Here is a 25,019-nt window from a genome sequence, read left to right as displayed (position 1 = left end):
AAGCGCAAGGCAAGAACGGCAAAGTCATCGCCTGTGCCGCCATGCGCAAACTCCTCGTTCTTGCCTACGGCGTCCTCAAATCCGGTCAGCCCTTCAATCCTCAGTATGCGCTTGCATCGTGACCGCCAAGACGGTATCTACGGTTTCGCTATGGTCGGCTTTGAAACCATGCCGACTGCCCAATGCAAGCAGGCCGACGACGCTCCCCAAACCCTGTGCAGCGGGGAACTGCTCCAGCACGTCAGCAATGGATGCCTGGGACCGTTGCTCCAGGACAGCCAGCACGTTGGCCTTCAATGTTCGGAAGTCGATCTCGGATTGGGCTACCAGTTCGCTCACAGACTCCAGATCGATTGGCGGGGCATCCCCATCCGCCATTTGGCCGGGCAAAGCTTGTAGCGATGGGTCGTAAAGTACCCATTGGGACAACGAGCGCAAACGGCTGCTCGTGAGCTCGAGTGTGTATTGAAGGGTTTCTGTAGCCCTGACCTCATCCTTCAGGGCGAGCGCAGCACGCTGGGCTTCTTTTAGAAGGTGATTGAGTCGGCGCTGTTCGAGGTATTCACGACTCTGAACGAAATGCTTCAGGCTGCGGGCGAAAGTCTGAAGCACTTCATGGACCATTCCGCCCTGCTCGAGAAGGGTCCGCGTCAGCCGAAGGAGGAATCGCCGTTCCTTGGCTTCGAGCTGACCTACAAATTCCCGCGACATGACGCTATCAAGGGCCTGATCAAGCGTGGCTGAGTGCTCTGGGTCCGTGAGCAAGCGCCAGAAAGCGGAAAAAGTCCGTCCCGCCTCGCTTTCTGAAATCAGGTCGATTCCGGCAAACAGCGAATCCAGCACATCTCCCCGATTGCCATCGTTGTCCATGATGCGTTCACGGAGATCCCGATTCAGCTGGTCGAACTGATCGCGGACACGGCGGAAGTCGCCTGCCAGATCGTCAGCCAGCGTGATGATCTCCCGCGTCCGTTCCAGCGCGGTTGCATGAGGAAGCACACGCATCTGACCCTTCTGGATGGCGTCTATCTCCTTGTCGATGCGGGCTTGCTCGGCCATGAGCCGGTCGATGCGGCGGAATTTATCGGTGTCGGTGTCCTCTGCAAGCCGGGCCAGCGCCTCGATAACAAGTGTCAGGCGGCTTTCGGTCGCGGCTGAGTGTGGCTGCTCCAGGCCAGAGACAAATCGGATGGCTTCGACGGCGGCCGTGGAGAGTTCATATTCCTCCTCTGAAGCCCCAGCCGGGAAGCGTCGCTCCAGGTACCCATCGGCGAGCCAGCTGGCGACATACGCTTGTGCCGTTTGGGGGAAGTCTTCACCGTGGGCGCGCAGCTCTTCCAGATCCCTTGCGATTCGCTCGTGAAAAATGGAGGCAGGAAGGCTCCGCTCGCTCTCGTAGAGATGGGCTTGGAGCAGGCCAATGACGGTAGGTCCAGTGTTCGAGGCAAGCAGGCGCCACAACGGTTGCGCCCGGATGCGCCGGTAGGTCGCGATGGCTTTGTCTGCTTTCAATCCCGTGCTCCAAAGTGCGGGTCCCGTCTGCCTGGTGGTTATCACAACGCGACGTATAAACAAATCAAAATAGACTCATGGACAGATTTTAGGGCAGACCATATACTTTACGCAATGACCCGCACAAGCATTCGCTAACCCGAACGAGCCAGCCAGGATGTCGAACGAACAGCTTGCAGATCTAACTCAACCACAACGCGACCGGCTCGCGTTCGTGGAGTTGCGCGTGCGCTTCATTGGGGAGATACGCCGTCAGGACCTGGTGACGCGGTTTGGCATCCAGTCCGCCGCCGCATCCAGGGATCTGGCGCTGTACAAGGACTTGGCGCCAGGCAACATCGACTACGACCCCAAGGGCAAGTCTTACGTCCTTGGGGCGAACTTCCAGCCCGTCTTCGACTTTCCGCCCGAGCGGGTGCTGTCGTGGCTGACCCAAGGCTTCGGCGACGGCGAGCCGATGCGGCTCAAGGCGTGGGTGGCCAGCGAGAGCCCGTCACGGCTCACGCACCCGGGCCTGGATGTGCTCGCAAGCGTGACCCGGGCGATCCACCAGGAATGCCCGCTGGGCATCGAGTACCACTCCATCTCCAGTGGCCGCACTGAGCGGGAGATCGTGCCCTTTGCCTTGATCGACAACGGCCTGCGCTGGCACGTCCGCGCCTTCGACCGGAAGTCTCAGGAGTTCCGGGACTTCGTCATCACCAGGATCAAACAGCCGGTCCTTATGAGGGATGCAGATGTGCAGCCCCACGAGCGCAGTGATCAGGACATCCAGTGGACCCGGATCGTGGAGCTGGAGATGGTGCCGCACCCGGACCAGCCCCGTCCCGAGATTACGGAGATGGACTACGGCATGGTTCGCGGGTCACTGCGGATGAAGCTAAGGGCTGCCACCGCTGGATACATCTTGCGGCAGTGGAGCGTGGACTGTTCACCTGATCACAGCCTGCGCGGCCACGAATTCAGGCTCTGGCTGAAAGATCACCTAGCGCTGTACGGCGTCAAGAACGCTGTGTTGGCGCCGGGTTACCGCTCGCCCGACAAGAACAAGGGAGAGCAATAACGTGGCCTACGATCCAAAACGCGCGCTAGAACTTCTCCGAATCGGCTCCGGGCGCGCTGACGCCACTTTCCGTGATGGCCAAGAAGATGCCATTCGTCACATCGTCGAAGGTAAAGGCCGCTTGCTCGTCGTGCAAAAGACTGGATGGGGCAAGAGCTTCGTCTATTTCATCGCGACCAAGTTGCTGCGGGAAGCGGGTGCCGGCCCTGCGTTGTTGATCTCTCCGCTGTTGGCACTGATGCGAAATCAGATCGCCGCAGCCGAGCGAATGGGAGTCCGCGCCGCCACGATCAACTCCGATAACCAGGATGAATGGGAGTCGGTTGAAGCCAAGCTCCGTCGGAACGAAGTGGACATTCTCCTGATAGCGCCGGAAAAACTGGGTAACGACTGGTTTAACACAGAGGTTCTGGCGGGTATCGCAGGGCAGATTTCGCTGATGGTCATCGATGAAGCCCATTGCATTTCCGACTGGGGGCACGACTTCCGCCCTCACTACCGATTGCTGGAACGTATCGCCAGAACACTACCAGCCAATCTGCGCCTGCTGGCCACAACGGCAACGGCAAACAACCGGGTTATGGAAGACCTTGTGGCTGTGCTGGGCCCGAATATGAAGGTACTCCGCGGTGACCTGAATCGAGGTTCTCTGACGCTGCAAACGATGCGCTTGCCCAGTCAGGCTGTCCGTATGGCATGGATCGCACAGCAACTCAATTCACTTCCAGGTCACGGCATCATTTACACCCTTACTATCCGAGATGCCAATCAACTGGCAGATTGGCTCAGGGCCCGGGGCTTTGCTGTAGAAGCCTACACAGGCAAGACAGGTGACAGGCGTGAGGAGTTGGAGCAAGCGCTGCAGGAGAACCAGGTTAAGGCACTTGTAGCGACCACCGCACTGGGCATGGGCTACGACAAGCCGGATCTGGCGTTCGTTATCCATTTTCAGATGCCTGGCTCAGTTGTCGCCTACTACCAGCAAGTAGGGCGCGCAGGAAGAGCGCTGGAATCTGCATATGGCGTGCTCTTGAGCGGCGATGAAGAAGAAGGAATTACGGATTGGTTTATCCGTAGCGCGTTCCCAACTCGCCAAGAGGTTGACGATGTCCTGGGGGCACTTAATGAAGCGCCTGAAGGATTGTCAATACCTGAGCTCATGACCTGCGTGAACATGAGCAAAGGCCGCATCGAGAAGACTATTACAGCACTCTCCCTCGAATCTCCAGCGCCGATCGCCAAGCAAAATACAAAGTGGCAGCTTACTGCAGCCGCGCTCGGAGACGGATTTTGGGCGCGAGCAGACCGGCTCACGAAATTAAGGCGTGCCGAACTCCAGCAAATGCAGGAATACGTCGCTCAGCCTTTCGGACAGCACATGGGCTTTCTGATTGATGCGCTTGATGGCGATTCAAGCACTGTCAGCCCACCTTCTTTGCCACCGCTTTCAGAAGGCGTAGATCAGTTGCTGGTTCGGGAAGCCGAGGAATTTCTTTGTCGCACGAGCCTACCTATCGAGCCTCGTAAGAAATGGCCCGTTGGGGGAATGCCGCAGTACGGAATCCACACTGCATCCACTATTCCGTACCAAGCGCAGCCGGGCAAGGCGCTATGCGTCTGGGGCGATGCCGGCTGGGGCGGCCTGGTTCGACAAGGCAAATACCACGATGGCCACTTTTCCGATGACCTCGTTGCTGCCTGCGTGAAGATGATCCAGGAGTGGAATCCGCAGCCGGCCCCAACCTGGGTGACCTGCGTTCCCTCGCTACGGCATCCCGATTTGGTACCGAATTTCGCGCAACGCTTGGCTGCTGCGCTGGGTCTGCCTTTTCATATGGTCATCGCGAAAACAGACGCAAGACCCGAACAGAAAACGATGGCAAACAGTACACAACAGGCGCGCAACATTGATGGCTCGCTCGCACTTAACGGCCAGCCAATCCCTCCCGGCCCGGTCCTGCTGGTTGATGACATGGTCGATTCGTGCTGGACGCTGACGGTGTCTGCGTGGCTGCTGCGCAAGAACGGTAGCGGCGCGGTTTGGCCGATGGCCCTTTCACAGACGGGGCACGACGAATGACGCCAGTCCTTTCACCCAACACTCAGGCGATCCTGCTGCTGACGGCACCGCTCATTGCCGGACGTGGCACTGCGTCACCCGATCTGCTGTCGCCAGGCGAATACAAGCGTCTTGCTCGCCACTTGCGCGAGATCCAGCGTCAGCCTGCCGATCTCGTTTCCCCGGACGCAGTTGAGATCCTACGCGCGTGCCAACCGGTGATTGACGAGAGCCGGCTGCAGAAACTGTTGGGGCGCGGATTCCTTCTAAGCCAGGTCATCGAGCGCTGGCAAGCGCGCGCCATTTGGGTGGTCAGCCGGGCCGATGCCGAGTATCCCCGGCGCTTGAAAGCGCGGCTGCGCGAAGACGCACCTGCGGTCATTTATGGCTGTGGCGACATGAGTCTGCTGGACTCTGGTGGGCTTGCCGTCGTCGGCTCGCGTCATGTGGACGACTCCCTGATCGATTACACGATGGCAGTTGGCCGACTCGCCGCTCGGGCAGGGAGAACGCTTGTCTCAGGCGGCGCCAAAGGTATCGATCAGGCCGCCATGCGTGGCGCCTTGGAGGGTGGAGGCAAAGTCTGTGGCGTTCTGGCGGACAGTCTGGAAAAGACCACCATGAACCGCGAGCACCGCAACCTGCTGCTCGATGGCCAATTGGTGCTGATTTCACCCTACGACCCGAGCGCCGGGTTCAACGTCGGCAATGCCATGCAGCGGAACAAGCTGATTTACGCATTGGCCGATGCCTCCCTCGTGGTGAGTTCCGACCTCAACAAGGGCGGTACTTGGGCGGGCGCCATTGAGCAACTCGACAAACTCAAGTTCGTCCCGGTTTTCGTTCGATCGACGGGCGAGTCTTCCGCCGGATTGGATGGTTTACGAAAGAAAGGCGCACTTCCCTGGCCGAACCCGCAAGACGTGGATTCCTTCGAGGATGTGTTCAATATGGCGGTGCCGACGCCGACGGCCTCCCCACAGGTTGGGTTTGCGCTGTTCTCGAACGAAGAGCCATCGTCGGCTAACGCCAAGCCATCGGCGCCCGTGCCGCGCGAAGCCGCGCCAGTGCCTCAGGCCGAGAGTGAGCCATCAGCACCGGTTGACGTTATTCGCGATGCGCATTCACCCGCTGCGGCATCGGAAGAACTGCCGCCAGTCACACCAGAGGCCGTAGCGCCCATAGACGACGCCAAGGAATCTGCGCAGCCGGAATCGACCCCGGCCGAAGTGCTCTTCGCTGCCGTGCGCGCAGCGATTCAGCAACTCTTGAGTACGCCGATGAAAGACGCCGAAGTGGCGGCCGCGTTGGACGTTTCCAACGCGCAGGCCAAGGCATGGTTGCAGCGCTTGGTCGACGAAGGCGTATTGGAAAAGCAGAAGAAGCCTGCGGGCTACATCGTCAAGCAAAAGCGGCTGTTCGAGTAACCGATGAAGACTAAACAAGAACACAAGCCGCAGTGCGACGGCATCGATATAGAAGGGTCATGCGTTTGAGCGACCAACAAATCACCCTCAGCCAGCTCGAAAGCCACCTCTGGGAATCCGCCAACATCCTGCGCGGTCCGGTGGATGCTGCTGACTTCAAGACCTACATCTTTCCGCTGCTGTTCTTCAAGCGCATCTGCGATGTCTGGGACGAGGAGTACCAGGAGATCGTCGACGAGACCGGTGATGAACAACTGGCCTGGTTTCCGGAATCGCACCGCTTCCAGATTCCGGAAGACTGCCACTGGAACGACATCCGCACCAAGGCGAGCAACGTCGGTGCCGCGCTACAGCGGGCCATGCGGGAGATCGAAAAGGCCAACCCGGAAACGCTGTATGGCGTGTTCGGCGACGCTCAGTGGTCGAACAAGGAGCGGTTGTCCGATGCCTTGCTCAAGGACCTGATCGAGCACTTCTCCAAGCTGCCGTTTGGCAACAAAAACGTCAATTCGGACCTGCTCGGCGACGCCTACGAATACCTGATCAAGAAGTTCGCCGACGCCACCAACAAGAAGGCCGGCGAGTTCTACACCCCGCGCAGCGTGGTGCGGCTGATGATCGACATGCTCGATCCGAAGGAAGCCGAAACCATCTACGACCCGGCCTGTGGCACCGGCGGCATGTTGTTGGCCGCCGTGCAGCACGTCAAAGAGATGCACGGCGACGTCAAGCGGCTGTGGGGCAAGCTGTACGGGCAGGAGAAAAACCTCACCACCTCGTCCATCGCGCGGATGAACCTGTTCCTCCACGGCATCGAGGACTTCCAGGTGGTGCGCGGCGACACGCTGCGCAACCCGGCCTTCTTCGAGGGCGACCGGCTGGCAACCTTCGACTGCGTGATCGCCAATCCGCCGTTCTCGCTGGAAAAGTGGGGCGAAGACCTGTGGTTGAACGACCCCTTCGGCCGCAACTTTGCCGGTCTGCCACCCTCGTCCAGCGGTGACTTCGCCTGGGTGCAGCACATGGTCAAGTCGATGGCGGACGTCAGCGGCCGGATGGCCGTGGTGCTGCCCCAGGGCGCCCTGTTCCGTAAAGGTGTGGAAGGCAGCATCCGCCAGAAGCTGCTGGAGCTGGATCTGGTCGAGGCTGTGATCGGGCTGGCGCCCAACTTGTTCTACGGCACAGGGCTGGCGGCGTGCATCCTGGTGCTGCGCAAACGCAAGCCGGCCAAGCACAAGAAGAAGGTGCTGATTGCCGATGCCTCGCGACTGTTCCGCCGGGGCCGCGCGCAGAACTATCTGGAACCCGAGCACGCCGCCGAGATCCTCGGTTGGTATCGCGCCTTTGCCGATGTGCAGGACGCGGTCCGGGTGGTCAGCCTCGACGAGATCAAAGCCGAGGACTGGACGCTGAACATCTCGCGCTATGTCTTGCCACCATTGCAAGAAGACATCCCGCCGCTGCCCGACGCCATCGCGGCATTCAAGGATGCGCTCACCCGCTGCCGCGAGGCCGAAGAACGGCTTGCGCAGGTCATGACTGAAGGGGGATGGCTGAAATGAGTCACCCAAGCAAACGCATCAGCCAACAAGAACTCGAAAGCTACCTCTGGGGCGCTGCCGTGCTGCTGCGCGGCCTGATCGACGCCGGCGACTACAAGCAGTTCATCTTCCCGTTGCTGTTTTTCAAGCGCGTGTCGGACGTGTGGGACGAGGAGTACCAGGCTGCCCTGGCCGACTCCGACGGCGACCTGTCCTACGCCCAGTTCGCTGAGAACCACCGCTTCCAGATCCCCGAAGGCGCGCACTGGAACGATGTGCGGCAGACGCCAAAGAACGTCGGCGCAGCCATCCAGAAGGCCATGCGCGCCATTGAGACCGCCAATCCGGATCTGCTCGACGGCATCTTCGGCGATGCCCCTTGGACGAACCGCGAGCGCCTGCCCGACGAAACGCTGAAGAACCTGATCGAGCACTTCTCGACCCAGACGCTTTCGGTGGCCAACGTGCCCGAGGACGAGCTCGGCAACGCCTACGAGTACCTGATCAAGAAGTTTGCCGATGACTCCGGCCACACGGCGGCCGAGTTCTACACCAACCGCACTGTCGTCCACCTGATGACGCAACTCCTGGCGCCGCAGGCGGGCGAGTCGATCTACGACCCCACGTGCGGCACCGGCGGCATGCTGATTTCGGCGCTGGACGAAGTGAAGCGCTCGGGCGGCGAATACCGCACGCTCAAGCTCTATGGGCAAGAGCGCAACCTCATCACCTCGTCCATCGCCCGCATGAACCTGTTCCTGCACGGCGTGGAGGACTTCGAGATCATCCGCGGCGACACCCTGGCCGACCCCAAGCACATCGAGGGCGACCGCCTGCGCCAGTTCGACGTGATCCTGGCGAACCCGCCGTATTCCATCAAGCAGTGGAACCGCGAGGCTTGGAGCAGTGACAAGTGGGGCCGCAACTCCCTGGGTACGCCGCCGCAGGGGCGGGCCGACTATGCGTTCCAGCAACACATCCTGACCAGCCTCACCGCCAACGGGCGCTGCGCTGTGCTCTGGCCACATGGCGTGTTGTTCCGCAACGAGGAACAGGCCATGCGCGCCAAGATGGTCGAGCAGGACTGGGTGGAGGCCGTCATCGGCTTGGGGCCCAGCCTGTTCTACAACTCCCCGATGGAGTCGTGCATCGTCATCTGCAACCGCAAGAAGACCGCTGCACGCAAGGGCAAGGTGATCTTCATCGACGCGGTGAACGAGGTCACCCGCGAGCGCGCGCAGAGCTTCCTGAAACCCGAACACCAGCAGCGCATCCTGAACGCTTACAAGACCTTTGCGGACGCACCCGGCTTCGCCAAGGTCGGCACCCTAGCCGAGATCGGCGCCAATGCGGGCAACCTTTCGATCCCGCTGTACGTGAAGCGCATTGCCGCAGCGATCGCAACCGACAGCAATGGAAACGCGGTATCGCTGCGTTCCTCCTGGGCGCAGTGGCAGAACGAGGGTCGTGCCTTCTGGCAGCAGATGGACGCGCTCGTGGAAACGCTGGACGGCCTGATTGCGGAGGACATCGAGCGTGTCTGACAAAAAAAACAAGAGCCTGAAACCCGGCTGGCGCCACGTGAAATTCGGCGACGTGGTGTGCCTCTCGAAAGCCCGCAGCCAAGATCCGCTTGCGGATGGCATTGAACGCTACGTCGGTCTGGAACACCTCGAACCAGGCGACCTGCGCATCCGCAGCTGGGGCAACGTCGCTGACGGCGTCACTTTCACCAGCGTGTTTCAACCCGGTCAAGTGCTGTTCGGCAAGCGCCGCGCTTATCAGCGTAAGGTCGCTGTGGCGGATTTCTCTGGTGTTTGCTCCGGTGACATCTACGTGCTGGAGACCAAGGACGCGCAGGTCTTGCTACCTGAGTTGCTGCCATTCATTTGCCAGACCGACGCCTTCTTCGATCACGCGGTGGGCACATCTGCCGGCTCCTTGAGCCCTCGTACGAACTGGACGAGTTTGGCGGATTTTGAGTTTGCGCTGCCGTCGGTTGATGAACAGGCTCGGCTGTTTGAACTGCTTGCTTGTGCGCGGGAATCCGCAGAGTCCTGTGTATCTGCACTGGAAGCTGCAAACGTAATGCTCAGGTCGGGCCTGGTTTCTATCTTTTCTGCAGAAGGGTGCTCTCCTGCAACAGAAGAAATGTCGCAAGCCGTCGTTCGCCCAAAGTGGCGGTTGGTCTCTGCTGCGGACATCAGCGTGGCACCGATCACAAAGGGAGCTACACCACCTGGCGCTACTGGCGTAAGCGACACGGGCATCCCGTTCTTGAAAGTCTACAACCTTACATTTGATGGATCGCTTGATTTCACCACTGAGCCAACATTCGTCAGTCCGGACGTGCATTCAAAGGAACTGGCAAGGTCGAAGGTTCAAGCGGGCGACGTGCTCATGAATATCGTTGGCCCACCTCTCGGTAAGGTCTCGATCGTTCCTGCAAATTTCCCGAGCGCGAACATAAATCAAGCGATAGCGCGCTTTCGAGTGAGGGAAGAAATTTCTCCGAGGTACATCGCGGCATACCTGCTATCAGATTGGGCGCAACGCTGGTTGGCGTCCAGATCGAAGAAGACTTCTGGTCAGCAGAATTTGACGCTAGAACTCTGCCAGACGCTACCAGTTCCTTTGCCGCCAGGTCATCTAGTAGAGGGTATTGTTTCAGCCATTGATGCGCTCTTTGAGTCTGTACGACTGAGCGAGGAAAGAAAGTCGGCGACAGACCGCACCTACAAGAAAATTTTGAGGGAGGTAGTCGGCGATGTTTAACGAATCCAACACTGTTGAAGCCTACGTCCACGATCTGCTCGCAGGCCCGATCAAGGCAGTCCCTGCCAACACCGTCCAGGAACCCCAAGCCAGCTACGGCCCGAGCCCCATGGGCATCGGCTGGCGCTACGCCGCTCCGTCTGAGGTGCCGCGCCAGATTCAGGAGGTGCTGGTCGAGCCCTGGCTGCGCGATGCGCTGATTCGTCTGAATCCCGAGATTGCCACCCAGCCGGACCGTGCCGATGAAGTGCTCTACAAGCTGCGCGCCATCGTGCTGTCGGTGCGCTCGGATGGCCTGATCCGCGCCAACGAGGAAATGACGGCCTGGATGCGCGGTGAGCGCTCGATGCCCTTTGGCCCCAACAACGAGCATGTGCCCGTGCGGCTGATCGACTTGGATGATCTGTCGCAGAACCAATACATCGTCACCCAGCAATACACCTACCGCGCCGGCCCCACTGAGCGCCGCGCCGATCTGGTGCTGTTGGTCAACGGCCTACCGTTGGTGCTGATCGAGGCCAAGACGCCGGTCAAGAAGTGCATCAGCTGGGTCGATGGCGCGGTGCAGGTGCACGACGACTATGAGAAATTCGTGCCGGAGCTGTTCGTCTGCAACGTGTTCTCGGTGGCCACCGAGGGCAAGGCCTACCACTACGGGTCGATCGGCTTACTGGTCAAGGACTGGGGGCCGTGGCATCTGGACGGCAATGGGGAGGATGGACAGCACCATCCGCTGAAATCGCTCAAACTGTCGGCCGAGAGCATGCTGCGCCCGCACGTGGTGCTGGATATTCTCGGCAGCTTCACCCTGTTCGCCACCAACAAGAAAAAGCAGCGCATCAAGATCATTTGCCGCTACCAGCAGTTTGAAGCGGCCAACAAGATCGTCGAGCGCGTGCTGGCTGGTTACCCCAGGAAGGGCCTGATCTGGCACTTCCAGGGTTCGGGCAAGTCACTGCTGATGGTGTTTGCCGCACAGAAGCTGCGCATGCACGCAGGATTGAAGAATCCCACAGTGCTGATCTTGGTGGACCGGATCGATCTCGACAGCCAGATCACCGGCACCTTCACCGGGGCGGACATTCCTAACCTGGAAAAGGCGGATAGCCGCGAGAAGCTGCAGCAACTGCTGGCGCAGGACGTACGCAAGATCATCATCACCACGATCTTCAAGTTTGGCGACAATCCCAACTCCGTTCGCCCTGAGCCCGTCGACGGGCGGTCTTCGACAAGCTCAGACCGAACGGGGGTTTTGAACGATCGCAGCAACATCATTGCGCTGGTGGACGAGGCCCACCGCACCCAGGAAGGTGATCTGGGCCGCAAGATGCGCGAGGCCCTGCCCAATGCGTTTCTGTTCGGCCTGACGGGCACGCCGATCAACCGCGCCGACCGGAACACCTTCTACGCCTTCGGTGCCGACGAGGACGAGAAGGGCTACATGAGCCGTTATGGCTTCGAAGAGTCGATCCGTGACGGCGCCACACTGAAGCTGCACTTCGAGCCCCGACTGATCGACCTGCATATCGACAAGGCGGCGCTGGATGGGGCGTACAAAGACCTGACCGGCGGCCTGTCGGATCTGGACAAGGACAACCTCGCCAAGACCGCAGCCAAGATGGCTGTGCTGGTAAAGACGCCCGAGCGCATCCGCAAGGTGTGCGAAGACATCGTCGAGCACTTCCAGACCAAGGTGGAACCCAACGGCTTCAAAGGCCAAATCGTCACCTTCGACCGGGAGTCCTGCCTGCTCTTCAAAGCCGAGCTGGACAAGCTGCTGCCACCGGAGGCCAGCGACATCGTGATGTCGGTACAGGCGTCCGACAAGAAGGAGCATCCGGAGTACACGCCCTATGACCGTTCACGAGACGAGGAAGAACGGCTGCTGGACCGCTTCCGCGACCCGGCCGACCCACTGAAGCTGATCATCGTCACGGCCAAACTGCTGACGGGCTTCGACGCGCCCATCCTGCAGGCCATGTATCTGGACAAGCCGTTGCGTGACCACACGCTGCTGCAAGCCATCTGCCGGGTCAACCGCACCTACTCCGAGCAGAAGACCCATGGCCTGATCGTCGACTACCTCGGCATCTTTGATGATGTGGCCGCAGCGCTGGAATTCGACGACCAGAGCGTCAAGCAGGTGGTGAGCAACATCCAGGAGCTGAAGGACAAGCTGCCCGAAGCCATGCAGAAATGCCTGGCGTTCTTCGCCGGCTGTGACCGTACCGTGCAGGGCTATGAGGGCCTGATCGCCGCGCAGCAGTGCCTGCCCAACAACGAGGTGCGGGACAACTTTGCTGCCGAGTACAGCGTGCTCAACAAGATCTGGGAAGCGCTGTCCCCCGACACGGTGTTGGGCCCCTTCGAGAAGGACTACAAGTGGCTGTCGCAGGTGTATCAGTCGGTGCAGCCGTCCAGCGGACATGGCAAGCTGATCTGGCATTCACTCGGCGCCAAGACCATCGAATTGATTCATCAGAACGTGCATGTCGACGCCGTGCGGGATGACCTCGATACCCTGGTGTTGGATGCCGACCTGCTGGAGGCCGTGCTCTCGAACCCGGACCCAAAGAAGGCCAAAGAGATCGAGATCAAGCTCAAGCGCCGGCTGCGCGGACATGGCGGCAACCCCAAGTTCAAGAAACTGTCGGAACGACTCGATGCGCTGAAGGACCGTTTCGAATCCGGTCAGATCAACAGCGTCGAGTTTCTGAAGCAGCTGCTGGAAATCGCCAAGGAGACGCTGCAAGCCGAGAAGGAGGTCCCGCCTGAGGAGGACGAGGATCGCGGCAAGGCGGCGCTGACCGATCTGTTCAACGAGGTCAAGACTTCCGAGACGCCGATCATGGTCGAACGCGTGGTGGCGGACATCGATGAGATCGTGCGCCTGGTGCGCTTCCCCGGTTGGCAGGGCACGCAAGCCGGCGAACGCGAGGTGAAGAAGGCACTGCGCAAGGCTCTCTTCAAATACAAGCTGCACGCGGATGAGGAGCTGTTTGAGAAGGCCTACAGCTATATCCGGCAGTATTACTGAGGGAGCTAGGATGAACGACAAGAAGAACGATATCTCATCGAACGCAACGTGGTTCGTCGGCGCCAGCTATGGTGGAACCGACGACCAGATGCCGCGATTTTTGTCCGAGGGGATTTGGGAGAACGGCTATGACGACAAGCTCCTCGATATGGTTCGATCCATGCGACCGGGCGAACGGATCGCAATCAAGTCCTCTTACACCCGCAAGCACGGATTGCCGTTCGATAGCCGAGGCCGGGCTGTGTCGGTCATGGGCATCAAGGCGGTCGGCACGATCACAGAGAATCTGAACGACGGAAAGCGGGTGAAGGTGGACTGTGGGCCCAGGGCGAACCGGTACGGGAGTGGTACTTCTACACCCACCGGGGAACGATCTGGCGTGTGCTGCCTGGCGACTGGATGAACGATGCGCTGATCGCGTTTGCGTTTGAAGGAAAACCGCAGGATGTGGATCGATTTCGCAACGAGCCCTTCTGGCGAGAGCGTTACGGGACAACGTCGCCCGAAAAGCAGCGCTTTCAGTGGACTGACTTTTACGAGGCGGTGGCGGAAAAGCTGCTGACCTACGCGGAGGACCGGACCCCGCTCATCGAGGGCATTCACGAGATCGCCTCGCGTGTGCCGGGATTAACCTACCTGCAGGACAAGTTTCCGGATGGCACCAGCGGCCCGCTGCGGGACATTTGCCCGTTCACCACGATGGGAACCTTCAACCGGTCGATGACTGATGCCAACCGCAAGTCCATCGCGGGTGAGCTGGCCAAGTTGCTGGGTGTGACGGTCCCTGTGCCGCCGTCATTCGAAGGCATCCCCGTCCTCAACAACCAGCGCTCGTGGTTCTTCGCTTATGCCGACAAGCGCGGGGCCGGTGACATCGACGCGCTGTGGAAGGTATTCGTGGCCGCCAGCAAGATGGTGGACAGCGACCAATCGGACACTCGGGAGTCCTTCATCCACGCTTATGACGAGGCAACCCAAGTGTGGGGCGTGGCCTGGAATCTCTCCACAGGTCTCTACTGGGCGCATCCGTGGGAGTTTCTGACTCTCGATAGCCAGTCGCGCCACTACATCAACAAGCGGCTCGGACTGAATGTCGCTATCAGTGGTCAGCAGGGCCCCTGTGATGCACGGAGTTATCTGAAGCTGTTGGACGATCTGCGTTCGCGCTTCGGTGAAGATGGCTATCCCGTCCACAGTTTTCCGGACCTGTCGCTCGCGTCCTGGATGTACAAGGACCCGGTTGACGAGCCTGCGCCGCCTGGCAATGCCGATGACGGCGCAGCAGAAGATCAGGTAACCGCAGGTGAGGTTCGCGAAGCCTTTCAAGTGGCGGCGCCGATCATCCCGTACTCGGTAGAAGACATCCTCAAGGACGGCTGCTTTCTTGAACGATCCGAAATCGACCGCCTGCTCGATCGGCTGCGCACCAAGAAGAATCTAATCCTTCAGGGGCCTCCGGGCACTGGCAAGACCTGGCTGGCCAAGCGGCTGGCGTTCGCGCTCATGGGGCAGAAGGACGACAGCAAGGTCCGAGCGGTTCAATTCCATCCCAACCTCTCCTACGAGGACTTTGTTCGAGGCTGGCGACCGACCGGCGAAGGCAAGTTGTCGCTGGCCGACGGCGTCTTCATGGAAGCGATCAAGGCTGCGAGCAAAGACCCGTCATCGAAGTTTGTCGTGGTGATCGAGGAGATCAACCGTGGTAACCCTGCGCAGATCTTCGGGGAGTTGTTGACGCTGCTGGAGGCAGGTAAGCGCACGCCCAACGAAGCATTGGAGCTCTGCTATCCCGATGCAGATGGCAAGCGTCGGCCTGTCCACATTCCCGAAAACCTGTATGTGGTTGGCACCATGAACATCGCTGACCGATCACTCGCTCTGGTCGACCTGGCGCTGCGTCGACGCTTCGCGTTCGTTGGATTGGAGCCGAGGCTGGGCCCTGTGTGGCGCGACTGGGTCGTTAACGAAAGTGCTGTAGATCCAGCCCTTGTGGCGGATATCGAGCGCCGCATCGCCGAGCTGAATGATCAGATTGCGGCGGATGCCCGTCTTGGTAAGCAGTTCCGGATTGGTCACAGCTATGTGACACCTGCGCATCGACTGGAGGCGGGAGACACGAAGAAGTGGTTCCAGCAGGTCGTGGAGACGGAGATCGGCCCGCTGCTGGATGAATACTGGTTCGACGCGCCCGAGGAAGCACAAAAGGCGATTGCACGGCTGACACAGGGTTGGTAATGAGCGCCGTCGCAGAACAGGTGGACAGCGCGTCCGCGAGCGCGGAGGGATTCATCGGGCGCATTCCGGTGCGCAACCTTTGGTTGCTGATGCTTTATGCCTCGGACCTATTCCGCACTCGCGGCATCGGCAAAGTCGGTCTGGAAGACAGTCCGGACGATCTGCCAGACCTCGTCGCCGAGATTCTTGCCCATGCGGTTGAAGTGCGACAGCATCGCCGCTTGAGTCTCGGCTATCGATCTCGTGACGCGGTGATCAATCGTGTGCGTGGCCGGATCGATGTATTGACCACCGAACGCCATCAGTTGCTGGATAGAGGCTTGGTGGCTTGCCGGTTCGACGAACTCACCATCGACACCCCGCGTAATCGGTTTGTCCGTGCAGCCTTGGAATCTGTCTCCAGGATTGTGCAGAGGAAGGACATCGCCCATCGGTGCCGCTCACTTGCGAGTGGCATGAAAGCGATGGGTGTATCCGGCGAGGCTCCGACGCGGGCCCAAATGAGCACCGATCGTTTTGGTCGTAATGATGCGGACGATCGGTTCATGGTGGCAGCCGCGAAGCTGGCTTTCGATCTGGCGCTTCCCACGGAGGCATCTGGCACGAATGTGCTTTCGCTACCAGATCGTGAGGCGACCTGGGTACGCCGACTATTCGAGCGAGCGGTTGGCGGGTTTTACGACGTGGTGTTGAGCCCCCATGGATGGCGAGTGATGTGCGGCGGGACCATGGGTTGGCAGATTGAGCTGAAGACGGCTGGAATCGACAAGATCCTGCCGACGATGCGAACCGATGTCGTACTCGACCACCCGTCAACCGGACGGCGGATCGTCATCGACACCAAGTTCACATCGATCGTGACGAGCGGCTGGTACCGTGAGGAAACCCTGCGCAGCGGCTACGTTTACCAGATCTACGCTTATCTGCGTTCTCAGGTTGGGCGCGGCGATGCGCTTGCCGATTGCGCCAGTGGATTGTTGCTGCATCCAGCAATCGGTCAGACGGTCGACGAGGCGGCGGTGATCCAGGGGCACCGCATTCGATTCGCCACCGTGGATCTGACAGCGTCGACGGCGGACATTCGATCGCAACTGCTGCGACTCTGCGAGCCGATCCAGCCAGTGACGACGGGCACGTGAAAAGCATGGATCGAATCGACATCGACACTTGGTCAAAAATAAGTACGGAAGGTTGGAGTGCCATCCTTCTTGGCAACGGGGCGAGCATCGCCATCCATAAAGAGTTCGCATATCCAACACTTCATGGCGTTGCTGATGCAAAAGGACTGCTCCCTACCACTGCGCCAATATTCGCCAGACTCGGGACGACCGACTTTGAGCATGTTCTGCTCGCATGCTGGTATGCCGAGCACGTCAACGTGGCCTTGGGAACACCGTCGGCCGACATCTCTGCCGCCTATGCGGAAGTGCGCACAGCACTGATCGAAGCTGCGCACAATGTGCATCCGGTACATGCCGATGTCTCCGCCGACCTGCAACGGGTTGGTGCGTTCGCAAGCGCGTTCCCTACCGTCGTCAGCTTGAACTACGACCTCACTCTGTACTGGGCCATGCTGCTGTTCAACGCGGCGAACGGCAGCTGGTTCAAGGACGCATTTCACGACGGGGAGTTCCAGACAGATTGGGAATATCTGCGGCGGCCTTATGGGCACGCGGCAGGAGCAACATTGGTCTTCTATCCTCACGGCAGTCTTGCGGTTGCGCGTGACTACCTTGGTGATGAGACAAAGATCGCTGTTGGCGCAGGAACCGCAGGTGACTTGCTTGACACGATCACCCGGAGATGGGCGTCCGGGCACTACGTGCCGGTGTTTGTTAGCGAGGGAACAAGTAAGGAGAAGGTCGCTGCCATTCGCCGGAGTCATTATCTGACGAACGTGTATGAAGAGGTTCTGCCCGCACTCGGGGAGAGTGTGGTCGTGTATGGCTGGAGTTTCGACGAACGAGACCAGCATGTTCTCGATGCCATCTCGGCGAATCCGCCGAAGCGAATGGCAGTCTCGGTGTTCACTGGCCAATCAGATGCGGACCAGCAAGCCTTTTGCCACCAAGTCCTCAAGGCGGCTGGCCGGTCATTGAGAGGTACTGCTGTAACGTTTTTCGATTCGCAGAGCCCAGGGTGCTGGAACAATCCATAACGATGATGGTTCGCTGGGATCGCGGTTGCCTCGGGAGCTAGACGTTGTTCTTCACATCGGTGGTCAGCAAGGCGACCTCAGCCTCCCGCCGCGTTACCAGCCCCGGCAGCACTTTCCCGCCGCCATAGACCCAGCGTCGTAGCTCATGAGCTGCGCTCGACCAGTCCCATTGCGGAAGCAGAAGAAGCTCAGCCTGGAGCAGTTGGCCGAAATGACCGACTCCAGCAAGAGCTACATCTGGGAACTGGAGAACAAGGACGACCCGAAACCATCCGCCGAGAAGATCGGAAAGATCGCCGCCGTCCTCAACGTCACCACGGAGTTCCTGCTGACCGAGTCCACGGCGACGCCGGACGAGGCCGTGCTCGATGAGGCCTTCTTCCGCAAGTACAAAACCATGTCGGAGCCGGACAAGAAGAAGCTCCGCAAGATCCTCGAAGCTTGGGAAGATGAATGACGGATACGAAGAAGCCCATGGCCGAGGCCAACCGCATCTCGTCCATGCTCAACACAGTTCTCGGTGCGGACCGGTTTCCGGTCAAGGTTGATGAGCTGGCGCTGGAGTATTCGCACCAGTGCTTCGCAGACTCGCCGATCGACAAGGTCCAGGGCGAGGATCTCGACGGTTTCGATGGTCTGCTGAAAGCCAACAAGTCGCGGTCGAAGTGGTTGGTCCTCTACAACAGCGCCACCCCGTCGGAAGGCAGAAAGCGCTTCACGATCGCGCATGAGTTCGGTCACTACATCCTGCACCGCCAGCAGCAGGACCTCTTCGAGTGCGGCGACGGCGACATCGAAACGGGAGACAACAACGAGCGCGACATCGAGGCAGAGGCGGATTTGTTTGCTTCGACCCTGCTGATGCCGCTGGACGACTTCCGGCGCCAGGTGGACGGGCAACCGATCAGCTTCGATCTGCTGGGCCACTGCGCCGACCGCTATGGTGTGTAGCTGACGGCCGCCGCCTTGCGCTGGACCGAGATCGCACCCAACGCGCCGTGCTGGTGGCCAGCCGTGACGATCACATGCTGTGGGCCAAGTCGAACAAGGCGGCTCTCAAGTCTGGCGCCTACTTCGCGACCCGCAGAAACACCATCGAACTGCCGGGTGATGCTCTGGCGCACAGCAATAACGGCTGGGCCGGCAGCCAGCAGCAGACGGCACGGGCGCAGCTCTGGTTTCCACGCGAACCGGAGAGCATGCAGGTCAATGAAATGATCAGGGTTGCCGGTCAGTACGACTACACGCTGACGTTGCTGTTGCTGCCAGAAGCCGAGTGGCAGGGAGCTCGCCACGATGACGAGGAACCGGAGGAAGACACCTACGACCGGTTCATCCGCAACGGCCAGTATCCGGTTAGAAAGTAGGCGCTACCGCACGGCGGTTTCCGCACCAATCCGCACCAGCCCGCACGCATCCGAAACTCCCTCATGGTGTCGGCGGCAGTCCATCCGGACAATTTCACTGCATGTGAGTTTGACGGAAAGGACTGCTACCAATGCATCAAATCAACCATCTACCGCCCGAGCGGATGACGCCGGAGCAGCGTCGCCACGAGATCGCCTCGTTGCTGGCCAACGGCCTGGCACGCCTGCGTGTCAGTGGCTTCGAGCAGTCCGCAAACATCGCTGAAGAGAGCGAGTTTGAGCTTGGCTTCTCTGGCAACCAGCGCGTTCATACAGACCCCGTCAACAAGACAACTACGGAGTCGAAATGAGCACGCAAACACCAACACTTTCAACGCCGCCCTCGGTGGCGGCCCAGATCGCCAGGCTGCCCGAACTGCCGATGGCGGAGATCAAAGCGCTCTGGCAGAAGTTGGTCGGTGGCGACACCCCCACCCACAACCGCCAGTTCCTTGAGCGTCGGCTTGCCTACCGGCTGCAGGAGGTGGAGTTCCGCAAGGTCGACGCCAACCTGCTGGATCGCAACGAGCGTCGCATCGCATCCCTGGTGGAGACCGGCAAGGTCAAGAAGCGCGATCGTGATTACCGTCCGGCCGCCGGCACGGTACTGGTCCGGGAATACAAACGCGTCGAGTACCGTGTGATTGACCTGCCGTCTTTCTTCGGACCATTTCAATCTTGGAGAATGGCCCCCCGCTTCGTTGATGAAATAGTTTTCTTGAACTCAGTTGGCGTCAGGTTCCCCAAGCTCGAATGCGGCCGGATGTCGTTGTAGTGGCGCCGCCAAGCTTCGATCACGATTCTGGCATCCGTTCGATTGCGAAACCATTCCAGACTCAGGCACTCGTCCCGGAACTTGCCATTGAAGCTCTCGCCCGCGCCGTTCTGCCATGGCTTCCCCGGATCGATGAACGCCGTTTCGATGTTCGTCTCCAGCAGCCACTTAAGGACCGCCTTAGAGACGAACTCGGGACCGTTGTCCGAGCGAAGATATCGCGGCGCCCCGTGCACGACGATGAGCTGCGACAACACCTCAATGACTCGTCGCGAGCGGAGGCTACCGCCGACATCAATCGCCAAGCACTCCCGGCTGTACTCATCAATGACCGTCAGGCACTTCAGCTGTTGCCCGTTGGCGCACGCATCGAACACAAAGTCGTAGGTCCATACCTCGCTCGGCGCCCTTGGCGCCAGGGGCCGCACACGACCGCTCGAGAGCCGCCGGCGTGGCCGACGACGGGGAACCTGCAAGCCAGCCTCTCGCCACAGCCGATGGGCTCTGTCCGCGCTCATCAGCTGCCCCTCGCGCGCCAGAAAGACCTGAATCCGCCGATAGCCGAACCGCGGATACTGGGCCGACAGACGACGCATCGCGGCGACCACCGGCGCATCCTTGCTCGCCAGGCGCGATTCATAGCCCAGCGTCGACCGGGCCACCGACAGCAGCGCGCACGCCCGGCGACTCGACAGGCCCCGCGCTTGCGCATACGCAACCTGTTCGCGCCGCCCGCGCGCGCTCACCACTTTTTTCGGTTGATCTCCCGCATCACGTCCAACTCGAGATCCCGGTCCGCTACCAGCTTTTTCAGCCGCGTATTCTCCTGCTCGAGCTGCCGCAGCCGCTTCACGTCGGCGGGCTGCAACGTCCCAAACCGCTGCCGCCACCCGTAGATCGTTTGGTCACTGACCCCATGCTTCTTCGCGACCTCCGCGACCGGCGACCTATCCGCCTCGCGCAGGATCTTCACCATCTGCTCTTCCGTAAACCGTGCCTTTCTCATGACTCTCGCCCTCCCGAGAGCCATCCTGCCAAGTTTCAGCTGGTCCGAAAATCACCGGGCAGGTCATGATCGCGACCGCCGATGGCCAGTACGACTTCCAGGGCCGGATGTACCCGAGCCTCTCGATGATCGCCCGCGAGATCACCGGCATGCGCTGGTCGGGGCCGCTGTTCTTCGGGCTCAAGCCGCCTGCCAGCGCCAAAACGAAATCGTCCTCGAAGAAAAGAGGTGGACGATGAGCGAGGTCTTGAAGCGCCGCATGCGCTGCGCGGTCTATACGCGCAAATCCACCGACGAGGGTTTGGACCAGGAATACAACTCCATCGACGCCCAGCGGGATGCAGGCCACGCCTACATCGCCAGCCAGCGCGCCGAGGGCTGGATTCCGGTGGCAGACGACTACGACGATCCAGCCTTCTCGGGCGGCAACATGGAGCGTCCGGCCCTCAAGCGGATGATGGCGGACATCGAGGCAGGCAAGATCGATGTGGTCGTCATCTACAAGATCGACCGACTGACGCGCAGCCTGGCGGACTTTTCCAAGATGGTCGAGGTGTTCGAGCGCTACGGCGTGTCGTTTGTGTCGGTCACCCAGCAGTTCAACACCACGACCTCGATGGGCAGGCTGATGCTGAACATCCTGTTGTCCTTCGCGCAGTTCGAGCGCGAGGTCACCGGAGAGCGCACCCGCGACAAGATCGCCGCCAGCAAACGCAAGGGTATGTGGATGGGTGGCGTGCCGCCGCTGGGCTACGACGTCGAGAACCGGCGGTTGGTGCCCAATGAGCGCGAGGCCAAGCTGATCCGGCACATCTTCCGGCGCTTCGTCGAACTCGGCTCCAGTACCGCACTGGTCAAGGAACTGAAACTGGATGGCGTGACGTCGAAGGCCTGGACCACGCAAGACGGCAAGACCCGCGATGGCAGACCGATCGACAAGGGCCACATCTACAAGCTCCTCAGCAACCGAACCTACCTTGGTGAGTTGCGGCACAAGGAGCAGTGGTACCAAGCCGAGCATCCGCCCATCGTCAGCCGCGAACTGTGGGACAGCGTCCACGCGATCCTGGCCACCAATGGGCGGGTGCGCGGCAATGCAACGCGGGCGACCGTGGCGTATCTGCTCAAGGGGATCGTGTTCGGCAACGACGGCCGAGCATTGTCGCCGTGGCACACGACCAAGAAGAATGGCCGTCGGTACCGTTACTACGTGCCTCAGCGCGACGCGAAGGAGCACGCGGGCGCCTCGGGCCTGCCGCGACTGCCCGCCGCAGAACTGGAGTCAGCGGTGCTTGATCAATTGCGCGCGATCTTGCGTGCCCCGAATTTGCTAGGCGATATGCTGCCGCAGGCGATCAAGCTTGACCCGACACTGGACGAAGCCAAGATCACCGTGGCCATGACGCGCCTCGACACGATTTGGGATCAACTGTTCCCGGCAGAGCAGACCCGAATCGTGAAATTGCTGGTCGAGAAAGTCATCGTGTCACCCAACGACCTCGAAGTGCGGCTGCGCGCCAACGGCATCGAACGCCTAGTGCTGGAACTGCGCCCCGAGTCTGTCGAGCAGACGGAGGAGGCTCTGGCATGAGCGATATCCGCATCCAGAAGACCGGTGAGCCAGACGTCCTGCAGACGAGCGACGGCAGGCTGACGCTGTCCGTCCCGATCCAGATCAAACGCCGCAGTGGCCGCAAGCTAGTCACTTTGCCAAACGGCGAAACCTTGCCGGTGAGGCCGTGGGACGTTGCGCCGACCTCCATCCAACTGGCGCTGGCCAGGGGCCACCGCTGGCTGGCGATGCTGGAATCAGGGGAAGCGAAGTCGTTGAAGGAGATCGCCACGCGGGAGGGAATCGACAACAGCTACGTGAGCCGAATGGTCAACCTGACCACGCTGGCGCCCGACATCGTGGCCGCCATCCTGGACGACGCGCTGCCGAACCACATCACGCTATTCGATCTGGCGGTCGATCCGCCGGCGCTGTGGGATGAACAGCGGGCGCGGGTTGGGCTTTGACCCGTTTCAACCCACCACTGGAGACCAGGGGCCGCCAGCTGGCCAGTGGTGCGGGTAGTCGGTATCAGCGCTCGCTGCCGCGATGACTGGAAGCAGGAAATCTCGAAGCGATGCCACGACGTCCTCCAGGCGCAGCGCTTCGAGTCTGTTCTTTCCCAGAAACGCCTGCCACTGCGTCTGCTTTTGCGTGTCTTGCGCAAAACCATCCGTCAGGCCAAAGGGGGTGTCCGGGGGCAACATCGTCTTGCGTCGATCGAAGGTCGCTCGAATCGCGCGTCGCAGGGTGTCGCCGTCAAATTCGGTGTACCGCGACAAGATCCAGAGGTCGAAATAATCCTTCATTCGGCTGTTGGCGATGCCGAGCGAGGCCAGTGCCTCCAGCTTTTCTGCCACCACGGTGTAGCGCGGATAGACGCGTAGCTTCGGCGCCGCGAACTCCGAGAGCATCACGGGGTACTGGACATCCTCCGGTCCTGGCGTCACGGCATCGCCGAAACCGATGTCAATCTGGATAGGGCAGCGCGCGCCATCGATCAGTCCGAGCAAGGTGACACGCACGCCGGCGTAGTTGGCCTCTTTGCGAATCTCCGCCGCCTGGACGGTGTCCGGTCGAAACGTCACCCCGTCGTCAGTGTCCAGCACGCAGACGTCCTTGAATACGGCCTCGAGGTGCGGCAACTCGGCCGAACCAAAACCCAGGAAGTCCGCGTCGCGCGTCGGTCGATGCGGAATGTCGAACCACAAGTCGAACAGCAGCGCGCCTTTCAGCAGGAACTGGTCGGCGTGGGGCGAGACGCTGATCCGGTACAGCAGTCGCTCAAGGGCGTAGCGGGTCAAGACCAGATTGAAGTCTTGCCGGGTCTCGCGGGCGCGGGTAAGCAGGCGGGCGCGGACCGAAGCAGCCGTGTTGCGCTGGTTCATGACAGGCTTTCCATGTAGGGGCGCATCACATTGGCCACACGGCACAGCGTTGCATAGCGCCAGAGTTCGTCCATGCTCACGCGCTTGGCACGCCACGCTTCCTGCAGCGCTTCCATCGCGACATCGAGGCCGATCTTGTTGCGGAACTTGAAGCAGTCAGCCACGGTGCGGGCGACGTTGGTCACGCGCACGGTCACACCATCGATCTGGTGCTCTTCAATCCCATCGGTCAGCGCGGCGCCCGAGAAGCGCACGATGCGCAGCGGCGGATAGTCCATCTTCGGTGCACGAGCCTTGTTCGGAATAGCCAGCCAGACCTCGAATGGTGACTGCGTGGTGAGATCGTGCACCCGCAGTGCCGACAGGAGGCAGACGATGGCTTGCGGGTGTTTGCGTGCCACCTCGGCGAGCGTGCCATGCTCGGACACGCTGCGATCAGGACGGGCATACAGACCGCGACCCACGCGGGTGAGCAGGCCCTGCCGAACCAGCCGCGTGAGGGCGACACTGGGCAGACCCAGAGCGTCGAGGTCACGGGGGCGTATGAGGCCGCGCTGTGCGGCAAGGTTCAGAATGGTCTGATGCGAGCTTTCCATGGCAGCATGATGTTGCATTACGTCGGTAGTTGTCAATATTTACCGACGAAACACAACGCATGCGGGTTCCTTTGCTATCCGATGCTGCAATCCAACCGCTTGACTCGTCCGCGCGTAACCCATTGATATGTATGGGGCTGCGTTGTGGCCTTTGCGGACTTCGGGCCTGTTTCAGGGAGCGAGGTCGGAGCGAGGAATGGCCAGGAGAGAGTGGAATGTGGCCCGGAACGGCCAATTCGGGCGGCTGGCGAAGTCCGCAGGCGTTCGCAGGAACCCTCAACAACACGCGGGAACCGGCGCGATCAGGCAAGAAAAAACCCCAACCGAGAAGGGTTGGGGTTTCGTTATTGGTGGAGGCGGCGGGAATTGAACCCGCGTCCGCGAATCCTCCGCCTTTGGCTCTACATGCTTATCCGACTCTATTGATTTAACCGGTCGCTACCCGAGCGGCAGGGAAGACGGCCGGCGGTTCCGTTAGGTTTTAGCGAA

Annotated in this window: 24 protein-coding genes and 1 other RNA gene; 19 read left to right on the top strand and 6 right to left on the bottom strand. The window is 60.5% G+C overall.

Translation table 11 applies throughout. The features are described from left to right. Positions 1–93: 93 nt before the first annotated feature. Entirely contained in the window at positions 94–1,512 is a 1,419-nt protein-coding gene (locus VEB01_RS08440) for a DUF3375 domain-containing protein (protein ID WP_324874523.1), read from the bottom strand. Between the two features lie 157 nt (positions 1,513–1,669). Between VEB01_RS08440 and VEB01_RS08435 the strand changes: the two genes are divergently transcribed. The 11 genes from VEB01_RS08435 (at position 1,670) to VEB01_RS08385 (ending at position 17,807) form a co-directional block, all read left to right on the top strand. Further along, positions 1,670–2,575 carry a WYL domain-containing protein gene (locus tag VEB01_RS08435; RefSeq protein ID WP_324874521.1) on the top strand — a complete coding sequence of 302 codons (906 nt, stop codon included), beginning with the start codon at positions 1,670–1,672 and terminating at the stop codon, positions 2,573–2,575. A gap of 1 nt (position 2,576) precedes the next feature. After that, complete coding sequence (locus VEB01_RS08430) at positions 2,577–4,655, top strand: RecQ family ATP-dependent DNA helicase (protein ID WP_324874520.1); 2,079 nt, start codon at positions 2,577–2,579, stop codon at positions 4,653–4,655. Continuing rightward, positions 4,652–6,061: a DNA-processing protein DprA gene (locus tag VEB01_RS08425; protein WP_324874518.1), complete on the top strand. Its 1,410-nt coding sequence runs from the start codon at positions 4,652–4,654 to the stop codon at positions 6,059–6,061. The genes VEB01_RS08430 and VEB01_RS08425 overlap by 4 nt, the downstream gene beginning before the upstream one ends. 65 nt (positions 6,062–6,126) lie before the next feature. After that, the gene (locus tag VEB01_RS08420; RefSeq protein ID WP_324874516.1) at positions 6,127–7,623 is read left to right on the top strand and encodes a type I restriction-modification system subunit M; all 1,497 of its coding nucleotides are present in this window, start codon (positions 6,127–6,129) and stop codon (positions 7,621–7,623) included. Next, complete coding sequence (locus VEB01_RS08415) at positions 7,620–9,146, top strand: type I restriction-modification system subunit M (protein WP_324874514.1); 1,527 nt, start codon at positions 7,620–7,622, stop codon at positions 9,144–9,146. Before VEB01_RS08420 ends, VEB01_RS08415 begins: the two co-directional genes overlap by 4 nt. Continuing rightward, a complete protein-coding gene (locus VEB01_RS08410) occupies positions 9,139–10,377 on the top strand; it encodes a restriction endonuclease subunit S (protein ID WP_324874512.1) in 1,239 nt (412 codons plus the stop codon). The genes VEB01_RS08415 and VEB01_RS08410 overlap by 8 nt, the downstream gene beginning before the upstream one ends. Beyond that, positions 10,370–13,414, top strand: coding sequence for a type I restriction endonuclease subunit R (locus VEB01_RS08405; protein WP_324874510.1), 3,045 nt, complete (start codon positions 10,370–10,372; stop codon positions 13,412–13,414). Before VEB01_RS08410 ends, VEB01_RS08405 begins: the two co-directional genes overlap by 8 nt. A gap of 10 nt (positions 13,415–13,424) precedes the next feature. Next, positions 13,425–13,817 carry a hypothetical protein gene (locus VEB01_RS08400; RefSeq protein ID WP_324874509.1) on the top strand — a complete coding sequence of 131 codons (393 nt, stop codon included), beginning with the start codon at positions 13,425–13,427 and terminating at the stop codon, positions 13,815–13,817. Continuing rightward, positions 13,814–15,649, top strand: coding sequence for an AAA family ATPase (locus VEB01_RS08395; protein ID WP_324874507.1), 1,836 nt, complete (start codon positions 13,814–13,816; stop codon positions 15,647–15,649). Before VEB01_RS08400 ends, VEB01_RS08395 begins: the two co-directional genes overlap by 4 nt. Continuing rightward, positions 15,649–16,788, top strand: coding sequence for a 5-methylcytosine-specific restriction endonuclease system specificity protein McrC (gene mcrC / locus VEB01_RS08390; RefSeq protein WP_324874505.1), 1,140 nt, complete (start codon positions 15,649–15,651; stop codon positions 16,786–16,788). Before VEB01_RS08395 ends, mcrC begins: the two co-directional genes overlap by 1 nt. A 5-nt stretch (positions 16,789–16,793) precedes the next feature. After that, a complete protein-coding gene (locus VEB01_RS08385) occupies positions 16,794–17,807 on the top strand; it encodes a DUF4917 family protein (protein ID WP_324874503.1) in 1,014 nt (337 codons plus the stop codon). A 37-nt stretch (positions 17,808–17,844) separates the two neighbouring features. Here the strand turns inward: VEB01_RS08385 and VEB01_RS23075 are convergent, their stop codons facing one another. Further along, positions 17,845–17,988: a glycoside hydrolase family protein gene (locus VEB01_RS23075; RefSeq protein WP_414675438.1), complete on the bottom strand. Its 144-nt coding sequence runs from the start codon at positions 17,986–17,988 to the stop codon at positions 17,845–17,847. On the opposite strand from VEB01_RS23075, the gene VEB01_RS08380 reads away from it, so the two are divergent. From VEB01_RS08380 to VEB01_RS08360, 5 genes are all read left to right on the top strand, one after another. Then, the gene (locus tag VEB01_RS08380; RefSeq protein ID WP_324874501.1) at positions 17,977–18,264 is read left to right on the top strand and encodes a helix-turn-helix domain-containing protein; all 288 of its coding nucleotides are present in this window, start codon (positions 17,977–17,979) and stop codon (positions 18,262–18,264) included. The genes VEB01_RS23075 and VEB01_RS08380 overlap by 12 nt on opposite strands. Then, a complete protein-coding gene (locus VEB01_RS08375) occupies positions 18,261–18,758 on the top strand; it encodes an ImmA/IrrE family metallo-endopeptidase (RefSeq protein ID WP_324874500.1) in 498 nt (165 codons plus the stop codon). The genes VEB01_RS08380 and VEB01_RS08375 overlap by 4 nt, the downstream gene beginning before the upstream one ends. A gap of 47 nt (positions 18,759–18,805) precedes the next feature. After that, positions 18,806–19,174 carry a hypothetical protein gene (locus VEB01_RS08370; protein WP_324874498.1) on the top strand — a complete coding sequence of 123 codons (369 nt, stop codon included), beginning with the start codon at positions 18,806–18,808 and terminating at the stop codon, positions 19,172–19,174. A gap of 131 nt (positions 19,175–19,305) precedes the next feature. Continuing rightward, complete coding sequence (locus VEB01_RS08365) at positions 19,306–19,524, top strand: hypothetical protein (RefSeq protein ID WP_324874497.1); 219 nt, start codon at positions 19,306–19,308, stop codon at positions 19,522–19,524. Then, positions 19,521–19,988 carry a DUF2924 domain-containing protein gene (locus VEB01_RS08360; protein ID WP_324874496.1) on the top strand — a complete coding sequence of 156 codons (468 nt, stop codon included), beginning with the start codon at positions 19,521–19,523 and terminating at the stop codon, positions 19,986–19,988. The genes VEB01_RS08365 and VEB01_RS08360 overlap by 4 nt, the downstream gene beginning before the upstream one ends. Here the strand turns inward: VEB01_RS08360 and VEB01_RS08355 are convergent. Continuing rightward, a protein-coding gene (locus tag VEB01_RS08355; RefSeq protein ID WP_324874495.1) for an IS3 family transposase occupies positions 19,886–20,994 on the bottom strand; the annotation gives its coding sequence in 2 pieces (ribosomal slippage) (positions 19,886–20,745 and positions 20,745–20,994; 1,110 coding nt in all). The genes VEB01_RS08360 and VEB01_RS08355 overlap by 103 nt on opposite strands. A gap of 65 nt (positions 20,995–21,059) precedes the next feature. On the opposite strand from VEB01_RS08355, the gene VEB01_RS08350 reads away from it, so the two are divergent. From VEB01_RS08350 to VEB01_RS08340, 3 genes are read left to right on the top strand one after another with little or no spacing between them, the layout of a single operon-like run. After that, positions 21,060–21,233, top strand: a complete 174-nt coding sequence (locus VEB01_RS08350) for a DUF2924 domain-containing protein (protein WP_324874493.1) — start codon at positions 21,060–21,062, stop codon at positions 21,231–21,233. Then, a complete protein-coding gene (locus tag VEB01_RS08345) occupies positions 21,230–22,585 on the top strand; it encodes a recombinase family protein (RefSeq protein ID WP_324874491.1) in 1,356 nt (451 codons plus the stop codon). Before VEB01_RS08350 ends, VEB01_RS08345 begins: the two co-directional genes overlap by 4 nt. Beyond that, entirely contained in the window at positions 22,582–23,013 is a 432-nt protein-coding gene (locus VEB01_RS08340) for a LacI family transcriptional regulator (protein ID WP_324874489.1), read from the top strand. Before VEB01_RS08345 ends, VEB01_RS08340 begins: the two co-directional genes overlap by 4 nt. A 6-nt stretch (positions 23,014–23,019) precedes the next feature. On the opposite strand, the gene VEB01_RS08335 is transcribed toward VEB01_RS08340, so the two are convergent. The 3 genes from VEB01_RS08335 to ssrA all read right to left on the bottom strand — a co-directional run. Next, the gene (locus tag VEB01_RS08335; protein WP_324874488.1) at positions 23,020–23,934 is read right to left on the bottom strand and encodes a nucleotidyl transferase AbiEii/AbiGii toxin family protein; all 915 of its coding nucleotides are present in this window, start codon (positions 23,932–23,934) and stop codon (positions 23,020–23,022) included. Next, the gene (locus VEB01_RS08330) at positions 23,931–24,530 is read right to left on the bottom strand and encodes a type IV toxin-antitoxin system AbiEi family antitoxin domain-containing protein (protein WP_324874487.1); all 600 of its coding nucleotides are present in this window, start codon (positions 24,528–24,530) and stop codon (positions 23,931–23,933) included. The genes VEB01_RS08335 and VEB01_RS08330 overlap by 4 nt, the downstream gene beginning before the upstream one ends. A 348-nt stretch (positions 24,531–24,878) precedes the next feature. Further along, positions 24,879–25,019: a transfer-messenger RNA gene (ssrA, locus tag VEB01_RS08325) on the bottom strand; the annotation flags it as partial.

Source organism: Methylocaldum sp., from assembly GCF_035627495.1.
GTDB lineage: Bacteria > Pseudomonadota > Gammaproteobacteria > Methylococcales > Methylococcaceae > Methylocaldum.
This window is presented reverse-complemented; position numbering and strand designations above follow the sequence as displayed.

What these genes read in the sequence shown, in the direction of transcription:
- VEB01_RS08375 (WP_324874500.1), top strand. Translation starts at nt 18,261, where the DNA reads ATGACGGATACGAAGAAGCCCATGGCCGAGGCCAACCGCATCTCGTCC.
- VEB01_RS08415 (WP_324874514.1), top strand. Translation starts at nt 7,620, where the DNA reads ATGAGTCACCCAAGCAAACGCATCAGCCAACAAGAACTCGAAAGCTAC.
- VEB01_RS08340 (WP_324874489.1), top strand. Translation starts at nt 22,582, where the DNA reads ATGAGCGATATCCGCATCCAGAAGACCGGTGAGCCAGACGTCCTGCAG.
- VEB01_RS08360 (WP_324874496.1), top strand. Translation starts at nt 19,521, where the DNA reads ATGAGCACGCAAACACCAACACTTTCAACGCCGCCCTCGGTGGCGGCC.
- VEB01_RS08350 (WP_324874493.1), top strand. Translation starts at nt 21,060, where the DNA reads ATGATCGCGACCGCCGATGGCCAGTACGACTTCCAGGGCCGGATGTAC.
- VEB01_RS08425 (WP_324874518.1), top strand. Translation starts at nt 4,652, where the DNA reads ATGACGCCAGTCCTTTCACCCAACACTCAGGCGATCCTGCTGCTGACG.
- VEB01_RS08335 (WP_324874488.1), bottom strand. Translation starts at nt 23,934, where the DNA reads ATGAACCAGCGCAACACGGCTGCTTCGGTCCGCGCCCGCCTGCTTACC.
- VEB01_RS08385 (WP_324874503.1), top strand. Translation starts at nt 16,794, where the DNA reads ATGGATCGAATCGACATCGACACTTGGTCAAAAATAAGTACGGAAGGT.
- VEB01_RS08400 (WP_324874509.1), top strand. Translation starts at nt 13,425, where the DNA reads ATGAACGACAAGAAGAACGATATCTCATCGAACGCAACGTGGTTCGTC.
- VEB01_RS08365 (WP_324874497.1), top strand. Translation starts at nt 19,306, where the DNA reads ATGCATCAAATCAACCATCTACCGCCCGAGCGGATGACGCCGGAGCAG.
- VEB01_RS08435 (WP_324874521.1), top strand. Translation starts at nt 1,670, where the DNA reads ATGTCGAACGAACAGCTTGCAGATCTAACTCAACCACAACGCGACCGG.
- VEB01_RS08330 (WP_324874487.1), bottom strand. Translation starts at nt 24,530, where the DNA reads ATGGAAAGCTCGCATCAGACCATTCTGAACCTTGCCGCACAGCGCGGC.
- VEB01_RS08405 (WP_324874510.1), top strand. Translation starts at nt 10,370, where the DNA reads ATGTTTAACGAATCCAACACTGTTGAAGCCTACGTCCACGATCTGCTC.
- VEB01_RS08395 (WP_324874507.1), top strand. Translation starts at nt 13,814, where the DNA reads ATGAACGATGCGCTGATCGCGTTTGCGTTTGAAGGAAAACCGCAGGAT.
- VEB01_RS08345 (WP_324874491.1), top strand. Translation starts at nt 21,230, where the DNA reads ATGAGCGAGGTCTTGAAGCGCCGCATGCGCTGCGCGGTCTATACGCGC.
- mcrC (WP_324874505.1), top strand. Translation starts at nt 15,649, where the DNA reads ATGAGCGCCGTCGCAGAACAGGTGGACAGCGCGTCCGCGAGCGCGGAG.